The following is an 11,656-nucleotide window of genomic DNA, read 5'->3' as shown; positions in this document are numbered from 1 at the left end:
CTGCAAGATCTGTCAGCGCGACGCGCAAGAGTGCCGTGAGTTGCTCTTACGTCTCAAAGGCCGCCCCGAATATATATAAGCGCCATATGGTCGGGCGCGGCCAACCGCGTCAGTCCGTGCCCCGCCTGGACGAACTTTTTTCCATGATCGTGCGACGCGACCCAACACGCGTCAGCAGCGATACCTACCGTCGGCGGGTTGAGCAGAAACGATATGTGGAGCGGTGGCCCCGAGGTACAGTCATCGTTTGGAAAACTGGTGCGTCGTCATCGCAATCGGCACCGGCTGGGGTCGGCCATGAAGCGCCGCTCAGTTGCACGCTTCTTTGGACATTCGGGCGGCCGCTCTGCATCAGAAAGCGGCCGTTCCTACGGCGATCATAAGGGAAGGCCGATTCGCACGGCCGCGTCGAGAGAGCCGGATGGTGGTGTGCTTCGTCCGCCTCGGTTGTAATTGCTGGGACATCGGTGGCGTGGGTAGATTGCGCGCAGAGTTCCAGATCTTGCCCCGGGTCCAGCGACGATGCGACAGCCCGTTCCACGCAATCACCTCGACCCAACGTTGGTCATCCAGATTCGCGTAGCTTCAGGCATATCTCATCCGTTATCGGCTATTGGGTTCTTTAGGCGCGGCGGGCGTTCTGCGGCGTCGAGCGCAGGCCCTACCCCAATGGAGGAACGGTCTTCCTGGCGTCGAGATCCTCGCCGCGGCCTTCCTTGGCGAACGAGATGGCAATCAAGGAAACGATGCCGCAGAGACCTACGAAAAGGGCGATCGGGATATAGGAGCCGTGGAAGGCAACCAGGAGCGCCGTAGCGATAAGTGGGAGTGGACCACCAACCAGTGCGGTTCCGAGCTGGTAACCCAGCGAAATACCTGTGTATCGAACTTCCGGTGGGAAATTCTCGGCAAACAATGGACCCATTACAGCGCCGACCATGGGATAGATGACCGCGAAGCCCACAACGATGGCCAGGTACAGCAACGCGATCGATCTTTGATGAACGAGCCAGAAGAAGGGTAGAACGAAGGCCATACTAGCGAGGGCGCCGATAATAAAAATCTTTTTCCGGCCGATTCGGTCGGAGATCCACGCGCTGAAGAGGACCATCGGAGCAGATAAAAGCGAGGCAACCAACACTGCATTGAGCGTATCGGTCCGCTCGAAGCCGAGGCCGATGGTATAGGAAATCGAGAACACTGCGAAGATATAGAAGACGGAGGTTTCGATGAACTTCGCCCCGACGGTCACCAGCACTGCCCGCCAGTGGAATTTGATGGTTTCCAGTAATGGCACCTTGTTCGCGCTGTTGCTCGCAAGGACCTTCTTGAAGGACGGAGTTTCATCGACCGAGCGGCGAATCCAAAAAGCGATGATGACCAGGACGAAAGACAGAATGAAAGGAATCCGCCAGCCGACCCTGAGAAAATCCTCTTTCGAGAAGAGCGCGCTCGCCTCCGACGCTGCCAGCGAACCCAAAGCAAGCCCCAACATGGTTCCGACTTGCGGGACCGCACCGAAAAGGCCCCGGTATTTCCTGGGCGCGTACTCCACCGCCAGCAGGACGCCTCCGCCCCATTCACCCCCCAGCGCGACTCCCTGAATGACGCGTAGTACTGTCAAAAGGATAGGAGCCCAGACCCCGATGGCGTTGTAATCGGGCAAAAGCCCCATAGCCAGGGTGCTGCCGCCCATGAGCGAGAGCGTCATGACTAGCGTTTTCTTGCGGCCGATCCTGTCACCGATATGACTGAAGACGATGCCGCCGATGGGGCGCATTGCGAACGCCAGCGCAAATGACGCGAACGAGAGCATCAATGCGACCGACGGATCGCGGGCGGGGAAGAACAAGGGGCCGAAAACGATCGCCGCCATGGTTCCGTAAAGGATGAAGTCGTACCATTCGATGGTGCTACCGATACCGCTGGCCAACAGCGCCCGCACTCGTGTGCCGCGATCAATTGTCTCGACATCTCGTATGTCGGTTGGGTAAAGCATAGGAATCCGTTTTTTTGCCGTGAGTTAAAGTGAATGCGTGATAACCGTTTCGGTAAGTTGCGCACGAGTCCTGGTGAGTCCACTGCGAAGATTGCGGATAACGACGAAGCGGTAAAAACGCGACTTCAAGGAACCGCAAAAGCCGTTTGATCGGAGTGCGTCGATCCCTCAAAGAAAGAAGACCTGGTGTCTCGCGTCTCGCGCCAACGAAAGCAGCATGGTCTCTGTGCCAGGCCGCCCGATGGCCTGTACACCGCCTACGGGAGCCGGAAGACCGCTACCGACGAGCGCAAATCGCCGGCTTGCGATTCGAGCGAGCTCGCGGCTGCGGCGGCCTGCTCGACGAGCGCCGCGTTCTGCTGTGTCACCGAGTCCATCTGCGTGACAGCCTTACTGACCTGGCCGATACCATGGCTCTGCTCGATCGACGCCGCGGCGATCTCGCCCATGATGTCGGTGACACGCTGCACTGATTGTGTGATCTCGTCCATAGTTACGCCGGCCGTGGTGACGAACTCGGCGCCGATTCGCACGCGTTCCACGGAGTCCCGAATGAGTCCCTTGATCTCTTTCGAGGCCGACGACGAGCGCTGCGCGAGCGAGCGTACTTCACTCGCGACGACAGCGAACCCCCGGCCCTGCTCGCCGGCGCGGGCGGCTTCGACAGCGGCGTTGAGCGCGAGGATGTTGGTCTGGAACGCTACGCTTTCGATCATGCCGACGATATCGGCAATTTTGTCCGAGCTCGCCTGGATGCCGTTCATCGTATCGATGACCTGCGAAATCACACTGCTGCCGCGCTGCGCGACCTGTACCGCCCGCGCGGCGACCTGACTTGCCTGACGCGTGTTGTCGGCGTTCTGATTGACTGTCGAGGTCAGTTCCTCCATGGTCGCAGCTGTTTCCTGCAGCGCCGCCGCTTGCTCCTCCGTGCGCTGCGAGAGGTCCAGGTTGCCGGCGGCGATCTGGCCCGTGGCCGATGCGATCGATTCGGCCGACGTCGTGATCGTGCGCATTGTCTCCGTCAGTTGATCCTGCATCCGCTTCATGGAGTAGAGGAGGCTGCTGCGGTCGCTCGGCACGGTCTTGACGACAGCCGTGAGGTCGTTATTCGCAACGCGCGTCGCGATCTCAGCCGCGTAAGCGGGCTCGCCACCGAGCGAGCGCAGAATGCCGCGATTAAGCAAGATCACTACGAGGCTCAGCAACGCGCCAACCGCGACAAGTACACCGACGCTCTCGTACAAGGTTGTATGGAAAGCAGCGTTAATATCGTCGAGATAGACGCCGGTCAGAATAATCCAGCCCCACGGGCGATAGCTGTCCTCATACGTGATCTTCGGGAAGACGCCGCTGACACCAGGCTTCGAAAACGCAATACGAGTGAAGCCTTTGCCCTCTCGGTTCACTATATCGATGGCAACCTGGAAGGTGAGTACGCCATTCGGGTCCTTGAACCCTCTCACGTCCCGGCCCTCGATTTCGGGGTGGATTGGATGCATCAGAACGTGCTCGGAGTCGATGATCGTGAAGTAGCCGTCGGAGCCCGCGTAGCGCATATTGCGCACGGCATCCATGGCCTTCCTCTTCGCCTCGTCGACCGTAATCGTTCCGGCAGCGGCCTGATCGGCGAACGTCTTGACGACTGCAACGGCAAGTTCCGTGGCATGCACCAGATCGGCCTTTCTTTCTTCTAGACGAACGTCTCGAGTGCGATAGGCGTCGATCACCGAGAGTCCGGCGAAGCACAGAAGACACAAAACCAGCGGCAGCCAGAGTTTTTGCGAAAAAGACAACTTGATCACCTGCATCTCCCGATTCGTTTGCGCAAGCGCATAGCGTTAGCGGTCTGCCGTTAATCACGGCATACATTATTGAAAACCTTGGCTCTTGCGGCAAAGAACCTCTCTTTCGAAGGCCGGCGTGCCCCTACCATCGAAATTTCGATGATCGGACGGGTATCACAGGTGGGTGATAGTCCGCCGTTCGGGGAGCGATATTTGCATGCCCTATGAGAATGCCGGTCCCGTCAGAAACGCGTCCTTATCCCGGCGATGACCTGCGTTTCCGAATTGGAGGTTGAGGCAGTCGAGGAGAAAATCTGCGCGTATTGCGCTGCTCCGCCGGCGCGCTGGTAAAGGCCAATGAGATACACATCCGTGCGGCGGCTCAACGAATAATCGATCCCCAGGTTGACCTGGTTATAGTGCGGTTTTTCCGAGTCTGAATATTTACCCGTCGTATAGATGTACGCTGCGCCGACGAGGAGACTCGGAGTGATGTTGTGAGTCAGCGACAACTCGGCGTTCTGTAGCCGAAGGCCAGACGTATCCATGTAGTCGAACAGGACATTCGTGTAGGCGAGGGTAGCTTGTACGATTCCGAAGTCGTATCCTGCCCCCACGCCGAAAATTCGCTGCTTCTCGACGCCCGAACCGCCCAGGCTCGTCGCAAACGGCGAGGTGAATCCGTAGTTGTCGCTGACCGCCCCCGAAGAATTGTCCATCGCAGCGGGGTGATTGTATTGCGACATCGCGACAGCTACTTTGAATGGCCCGTGCACATAGGTGCTGCCGGCACTGAATGCGCTGTTGTTCGAAAAAGCCCCGGCCTGATTCGAGAAAGCGTATTGCCCGGCGAACGAAAGGCCAGCCATAACTGGAGATTCATAGCGAACCGAATTCTGCAACCTCAAGGCATCGAATATGTTGTCGTTGTCACCGACGTGCGCACCGTAGGTCGCAAACTGAACTGCGGATTCCGTCCAGTTCAATTGCTTGGTCATCTCATCATACTGGCGGCCCATTGTGATCGTACCCAGATTCTTGTCCGCGATACCGACCCACGCCTGGCGGCCAAACAGCCGCCCCCCCTGAGCTGCGGAACCGTTCGTGATGGAGAATCCATTTTCCAGATCGAAGATAGCCGACCGGCCGCCGCCAAGATCTTCCTGTCCTTTCAAACCCCAGCGGGACGGTTGCTGGGGGCCGTTCGCCATCTGGTAGAGAGGTTTGCCGCCTGCATTGGAGGAATAGCTCAATCCGACCGAGATCAGCCCATATAAGCTCACGCTGCTTTGCGCGCGGGCGAGAGGCGCGGCCGCGATCAGCGACGCGAAGATTGAAAAAGTAAGAATGTTCCGGGCGAATAACGATGAGGTGTGGTCTTTGACTTTCATTAGATATTCTAACTTTAAAACGATTTTTACCGCTCTTGATTGTCAATCAGAAAGTAGAGTTTCCACCAGTGGCATATCCCACGGCGATTGGTTTGCGTCGTATCAGCCGGACCGGACCTGCGTGACAGGTCCGGCAACGGTGCGCTATTGTTCTGCTATGCAGGCAGCTCAGACTGGGATCTTCTTCTGGTAGTTGATGCACGCCGAGCAGAGCAGCAAACCGATACCGGCACCGGTAAAGACCATCAGTGCAAGGAAGTATGAGCCGGTCAACTGCACGATCAAGCCGACGGCGAGCGGTACAAGTACCCCGCCGATATTGCCGCCGAGGTTCATGAGGCCCCCGAGCAGGCCCACCCTGTCGCGCGTCCCGACGAGTGACGGGATGCTCCAGTAGAGCCCGGTCCAGCGCTGAAAAAACAATGTGATCGACAACAGTACGACCGTCAGCGTGGGGCCGCTCGCGTAAGCAACTGAGAACACCGCGACGGTAACGACGATCGAGGCGAAAGCCAGCATGGTGCGCATCACCTTGTTCGGCGAGCCGCCCGCGCTTTTCCATTTATCGCACAGAAAACCGCCGACCAGTTCACCGACGAATCCCGACAGGAAAATGATGAAGCTGGCGCCTCCCATCTGCTGGATATTGAAGCCATGTACCTTGCTCAGGTAATTCGGCATCCAGGTCAACAAGCCGTAGAAGACGACGTTCGAAAACATATAGCCGAAGAACATAAGCCATACAGTACGGTACTTGAACAGGTCGAGCCTCTTGCCGCTTGACTGAGCCGGCTCGCCCTCGTCTTCGATCGCCCGAGCCTGCTCGATATAGGTGGCCTCCGCTTCATTGACGCCGCGATGTTCGCGCGGGCTGTTGCGGATGAAATGCCACGCGTAGAGCCCGGCGAGCACCGTGCCGACGCCGGCCACGATGAAGGCCAGGCGCCACGATCCCAGCATGGTGATCAACGAGGTGATCAAGATCGCGCCGATCGCCGCGCCCAGCGGGGCGCCGCCGTCCAGCAACGTGGCGCCGCGACCGCGCTCGTTGTGCGTCAGCCAGATCCCGTTGAGCTTGCCGCCGGACGGATAGATCGGAGCTTCAGCCGCACCCAGTCCGAACCGGGTCAGCAACAACGTGGTGGCGTTGGTGGCCACGCCCGCAATTGCCTGGAACGCACCCCAGAAGATCGCAGCGGCCGTGATCACGATGCGCGGCTTGAAACGGTCGGCGAGCATGCCGCCCGGTACTTGCATCAATGCATAGGTCCAGAAGAACGAACTGAAAATCAAGCCCTGCAACGCCGGCTTGATGTTGAAATCCTTCGAGATCAACGGCATCGCGACCGATAGCGACGCACGATCGATATAGTTGATGGCGACCAGCCCCAGCAATACGAAAAAGATCTTCCACCTTACCGTCGTCTTGACCTGAACGGCGACATTCTCAACAGGTATGCTCATGGTCTCGCACTCCCCTCAGCTTATGATTTATAGTCCTACGGAATGATGGACCGGCCGTGCACAATTGCTGCATGCACGGCCGAGCGCGATGGCGACGGCTTATTTGAAAGACGCCCAGTTGCTTCGCTGCAGGATGGTACGGACCTGACCGGCTGCGCTTTGCAGCGCGGCGACTTCGGCGTCGGTCCACTTGCGCGTCCCGGGCACGTAATGGACCGAGATCCATCCGATCACCTCGCCATCGGCCGTCTCGAGGCCGACCAGCATCTGTGCCTTGACACCATAGACGTCCATTAGCGCCTTCGGTGGCTTGACTTCCGCGTTCGCGCAGTCGTCCTGGACCAACGGCTTCCGGGTTGCGATGAGCCACTGCACGGTCGCGAGGCTGCGCTGATTCAACGAGGTATTCAGTTTCAGCTCCGGGATGCCCGGCGCGACCGATTCAGCGCAGACCCTGTCAACATTGCAGTTGTGCTCCGGAATGTCGATGCGCAATGTGGTGCGGCTGCCTGCAGTCACTTCACGAAGGGTGGCCATGACACGCTCGAGTTCCCCAAGCACCGGATTGGCTCTGAGCAACTTGCCAAAGCCGTGCAGCGGTACGTCGATTGACGTCATTTTCAGCGCTTTCCACAACGTCACTGCAATGCTGTCGAAAATCGGCTTGCCGAGTTCCGCCTCCATCTCGTCGACCACGGCGGTCGCCGGCAAATTAGTACAGGCGACAACGATGCATTCCGCGTCGGGTGAATCGGCATCACGCAACAACTGCTTGATTCGCTCAAACGGCGTATTGCCGATCACGACGTTTTCGGTTTGGTCGAGCCTGGCAACGTTGACCACGGTGAATCCCTGGTTACCGTAAGTCTCGATGATCTTGCGAGTCGGTTCCTCGACGTACGGCACCGCCAGCGCGAAGCGCTTGATGCCGTAGTGCTTGAGCACGTCGAGTTGAGCCAGCGAAGACGTGGATGCCGGCACTCCCAGAACCCGACTGATTTCCTCGCATAAGCTAATGTCGGCTTCGAATCCCTTGCCAGTCCAACTGCCAGAGGTGCCGTTCCATAAAATGGCGTCCATGCCGCCATCGCTCAGGAGCGCCGCCGCATCCACCATTTTCTGCGTCTGAAACTGGTTGACGTTTTTGCTGTCGAGTGTGAGTGACTTCACTGGAACCCGACTGAAATGAGTGGAGATGCGCGAGCTTATCTGGCCGGTCATCGCCATAGTCATCGGCTCCAGTGCCGTATTCGACGAGGGCGTGATAAAGCCGACTTTCTTCACGTCTTTAAGACTCTTCAACGGTGTCGTTTGGTTTCCCATCAGCGTTCCTTCAACAGGTTAATTGCCAAGTCGGACGCATTGTAGTGTCCGCAAGTCGTTAGCTTGTCGATCGCTTCGTGAAAACATAAGACACAAAATGTGAACGATAAGGGTTTGCGCCCGGATTTTTGAACTGGTATGCAATGACGCGTGCCGGCGACCGGCAGGGACGGGGCTTCAAACCGTTGTGGCCAACCATTCCTCCAGGAATTGCACGCATACGCGGACCTTGGCTGATGTCGACAGCCGGGAGGGATAAACCGCCCATACATTGGCGTCCTGCTGATAGTCGGGCAGCACGCGTTTCAGATCGCCACGCTTCAGACTGGGCCCGACGTCCCACATCGAGCGCAGGATGATCCCGTGTCCGGCGATCGCCCATTGATGCGCGATCTCGCCGTTATTTGCGGAAAGCGGTCCGTTGATGCGCACCATTTCCACCCCGTCGGGCCCCTCCAGCTTCCAGCGACCAAACTCCTGATCGCGCTCGCGGATGACAATGCATTTATGCTGCACCAGGTCGGCAAGACATGCCGGAGTTCCCCTCTGTTCCAGATAGGTCGACGACGCGCACAGCACGCGTGCATTCCGGGCAATCAGCTTCGTAATAAGACTCTGGTCATGCACCGCGCCGATCCGAATGTCCAGATCGAATCCTTCGCGTATCAGATCGACAGGCCGGTCGAGCAGCTCCAACTGAAACTCGAGTTCCGGGTAACGTTGCGCCATCGCCGACACCGCGCGCGACACATGATTGCGGCCGAAACCTGAACTGGTACACACGCGCAGCAATCCGCGAGGCGCAATCTTCGAGGACGAAATCTCCTCGGCCATCTGTTCGGCATCCGTCAGGATGCGCTGTGCCCACTGATAGACGATATGGCCCGTCTCGGTAGCCAATACCTGCCTTGTGGTGCGATGAAGCAAGCGCGCTTGCAGCATGCTTTCGAGCACTGCGATCCGTTTGCTGATCAGGGCCTTCGACACGCCTATCTCGAGTGCGGAGGCGGCGAAACTCTGTTTATTCACGACCATGCAGAACAGGCGCAGGTCCTCCATCGAAGGGAGATTGTTCACTTTCTGTAACCGATCGGATCACGTAATCGATCACTATAGCGCGAAGCGTGCGCGCTATGATTCACCTCGCTCAGGCCCGGTTGGTTCCGGTAAGCCCATTGCAAGACGAGAACAGTCAATGAAAACACATAAGATCGCGGTTATAGCCGGTGACGGCATCGGCAAGGAAGTGATGCCCGAGGGCATGCGCGTAGTCGAAGCGGCGGCACGCCAATTCGACATCAACCTCGAATTCACCACAATGGATTGGGCCAGCTGCGATTACTACACGCAGCATGGCGAAATGATGCCGCCCGACTGGTTCGACCAGTTGATGCAGTTCGAGGCGATCTTTTTCGGCGCGGTCGGCTGGCCCGCGACCGTGCCCGACCATATCTCGCTGTGGGGCTCTTTGCTGCGCTTCCGGCGCGATTTTTCACAATACGTGAACTTGCGTCCGGTGCGCCTGATGCCCGGCGTGCCGTGTCCTCTGGCCGGGCGCAAGCCGGGTGACATCGACTTCTATGTGGTGCGTGAAAACACGGAAGGGGAATATTCGTCGATTGGCGGCCGCATGTTCGAAGGGACCGACCGTGAGTTCGCGATTCAGGAAACCGTCTTCTCGCGCCAGGGCGTCGACCGGATCCTCAAATTCGCTTTCGATCTCGCACAAAGCCGGCCTAAAAAGCACCTCACCTCCGCAACGAAGTCGAATGGCATCGCGATTACGATGCCGTATTGGGACGAACGCGTCGAGGCGATGGCGAAGAGTTATCCGGACGTGCTTACGGACAAATATCACATCGATATCCTGGCCGCGCGGTTCGTGCTGAGCCCGGAGCGCTTCGATGTTGTCGTCGCCTCCAATCTGTTCGGCGATATCCTCTCGGATCTCGGTCCCGCCTGCGCCGGCACGATCGGCATCGCGCCGTCGGCGAACCTGAACCCGGATCGCCGTTTCCCGTCGCTGTTCGAGCCGGTTCACGGTTCGGCGCCCGACATCTACGGTAAAAATATCGCCAATCCAATCGCGATGATCTGGTCGGGTGCGATGATGCTCGATTTCCTCGGCGACGGAAGCGGTGTCTATCGCGAGGCGCACGATGCGATCATCCATGCAATCGAAACGGTACTGGTCGAGGGGCCGCGCACGCCGGATCTCGGCGGTACGGCCAACACTACCGACGTCGGCAAGGCCGTCGCTGCGGCGTTGAAATAATGACGACCACATCGTCTTCCCCGTTTGCAGCGCTCACCGCGGCGGAGCTCGGCCGCCTGCTGCATGCGCGCAAAGTCGATGCGCGCGAACTGACCGATTACTTCGTTGAGCGTATCGACACGGCGGCAAACGCGGCGGTCTTCACGTCCACTTCCTTCGAACGGGCGCGCCGCGAAGCGGCGCAGAGCGCGGCTCGCTATCGGGCCGGTCAGCCTCTTGGCCCGCTCGATGGCGTACCCGTTGCATGGAAAGACCTGATCGATATTGAAGGTCTCGCCACCACCGCCGGGTCGTCCATCTATCGGAATGCACAGCCGGCGGCGCACGACGCGCCGATTGTCCGCAATCTGGCCGCCGCGGGCATGGTGACCCTTGGCAAAACCAATCTGTCTGAATTCGCCTACTCCTCACTCGGGCTTAATCCGCATTTCGGCACACCGTTGAATCCGCGCGCGAGTGACGTGCCGCGCGTGCCCGGAGGCTCGTCCTCGGGCTCCGCTGTGGCCGTCGCCGCGGGACTCGTGCCGGTCGCGATCGGCACCGATACGGGCGGCTCCGTGCGCACGCCTGCGGCATTCAATGGTGTGGTCGGCTTTAAGAGTTCCGAGCGATGGATCGACACTGACGGTGTCTTCCCGCTGTCGCGCACGCTCGACACGATCGGCGTGTTCGCGCACGACGTCGCTGATTGTTATTTGCTCGACCTTGCATTGCGCGGCCTGAAGGCCCCATCGCTCGCACCTGAAGCGACGCCGTTAGCATCGTTGACGTTGGTTGCTCCGGAAAATGCGATACTTGATGAGGTCGAGCCGGAAGTGCGGCGCAACTTCATCGCTTCGCTCGAGCGAGCGTCCGCCGCTGGTGTGCAGGTTCGCTGGCAGCCTGTCCCTGAACTCACGCAGTTGCGCGAGTTGATCGCGCGTCATGGCAATATTGCTGCTGCCGAGGGTTATCAAGCGCATCGCGAACTGCTCGAGAGCCCGCGCCGAGCGCAAATTGATGTGACCGTCTACAAGCGGATGATGGGCGGAAAGACGATGTCGGTAGCGGATTTCGACGCATTGCAGCAGGGCCGTGTCGCATTGCAGCGCTCTCTGTGGGCCTCGCTCGGCGACGCGCTGCTCGTGATGCCGACGGTGCCGCACGTCGCACCGCCAATTGCGCCGCTAGCGGCCGATCCGGACCTGTTCGCCCGGGTGAACCTCAAGACGATCTGCAATACGTTGCTTGGCAATATGCTCAATACCTGCGGGCTTGCATTGCCGAACGGCTTGGGCGCCGCGCAAATGCCGACCAGCTTGTTGCTCAGCGCGCCGGCCACGCACGAAGCGCGAATGTTGCGCGCCGGTGTCGCGCTCGCGCCGATCATCGCAGGCGACTTTCCGTGAAGCGCTCGCAAAGAGGACTTGTGCTCCTG

8 protein-coding genes are annotated in these 11,656 nt (G+C 59.0%); 2 read left to right on the top strand and 6 right to left on the bottom strand.

Annotated features, from left to right (window positions below; translation table 11 throughout):
* Window positions 1–661 precede the first annotated feature (661 nt).
* The 6 genes from QOC89_RS28190 to QOC89_RS28165 form a co-directional block, all read right to left on the bottom strand.
* Window positions 662–1,999 (bottom strand): MFS transporter, encoded by a 1,338-nt coding sequence (locus tag QOC89_RS28190; RefSeq protein ID WP_323048033.1) that lies wholly within the window; start codon window positions 1,997–1,999, stop codon window positions 662–664.
* A 257-nt stretch (window positions 2,000–2,256) separates the two neighbouring features.
* Complete coding sequence (locus QOC89_RS28185; RefSeq protein ID WP_323048037.1) at window positions 2,257–3,801, bottom strand: methyl-accepting chemotaxis protein; 1,545 nt, start codon at window positions 3,799–3,801, stop codon at window positions 2,257–2,259.
* A 227-nt stretch (window positions 3,802–4,028) separates the two neighbouring features.
* Window positions 4,029–5,177 carry a porin gene (locus tag QOC89_RS28180; protein WP_323048032.1) on the bottom strand — a complete coding sequence of 383 codons (1,149 nt, stop codon included), beginning with the start codon at window positions 5,175–5,177 and terminating at the stop codon, window positions 4,029–4,031.
* A 168-nt stretch (window positions 5,178–5,345) separates the two neighbouring features.
* On the bottom strand, window positions 5,346–6,641 hold the full coding sequence (locus QOC89_RS28175; RefSeq protein WP_323048031.1) for an MFS transporter: 1,296 nt from the start codon (window positions 6,639–6,641) through the stop codon (window positions 5,346–5,348).
* A 99-nt stretch (window positions 6,642–6,740) separates the two neighbouring features.
* Window positions 6,741–7,964 carry a GAF domain-containing protein gene (locus QOC89_RS28170; RefSeq protein WP_323048030.1) on the bottom strand — a complete coding sequence of 408 codons (1,224 nt, stop codon included), beginning with the start codon at window positions 7,962–7,964 and terminating at the stop codon, window positions 6,741–6,743.
* A gap of 177 nt (window positions 7,965–8,141) precedes the next feature.
* Window positions 8,142–9,041, bottom strand: a complete 900-nt coding sequence (locus QOC89_RS28165) for a LysR family transcriptional regulator (RefSeq protein WP_323048029.1) — start codon at window positions 9,039–9,041, stop codon at window positions 8,142–8,144.
* A 118-nt stretch (window positions 9,042–9,159) separates the two neighbouring features.
* Between QOC89_RS28165 and QOC89_RS28160 the strand changes: the two genes are divergently transcribed.
* Window positions 9,160–10,239 (top strand): tartrate dehydrogenase, encoded by a 1,080-nt coding sequence (locus tag QOC89_RS28160; RefSeq protein WP_323048028.1) that lies wholly within the window; start codon window positions 9,160–9,162, stop codon window positions 10,237–10,239.
* Window positions 10,239–11,627 carry an amidase family protein gene (locus QOC89_RS28155; protein ID WP_323048027.1) on the top strand — a complete coding sequence of 463 codons (1,389 nt, stop codon included), beginning with the start codon at window positions 10,239–10,241 and terminating at the stop codon, window positions 11,625–11,627. The genes QOC89_RS28160 and QOC89_RS28155 overlap by 1 nt, the downstream gene beginning before the upstream one ends.
* Window positions 11,628–11,656 lie beyond the last annotated feature (29 nt).

Source organism: Paraburkholderia sp. (assembly GCF_034668105.1).
Taxonomy (GTDB): Bacteria; Pseudomonadota; Gammaproteobacteria; order Burkholderiales; family Burkholderiaceae; genus Paraburkholderia.
The sequence above is the reverse complement of the archived record's forward strand: the minus strand, read 5'-3'. Positions and strand labels throughout refer to the sequence as shown.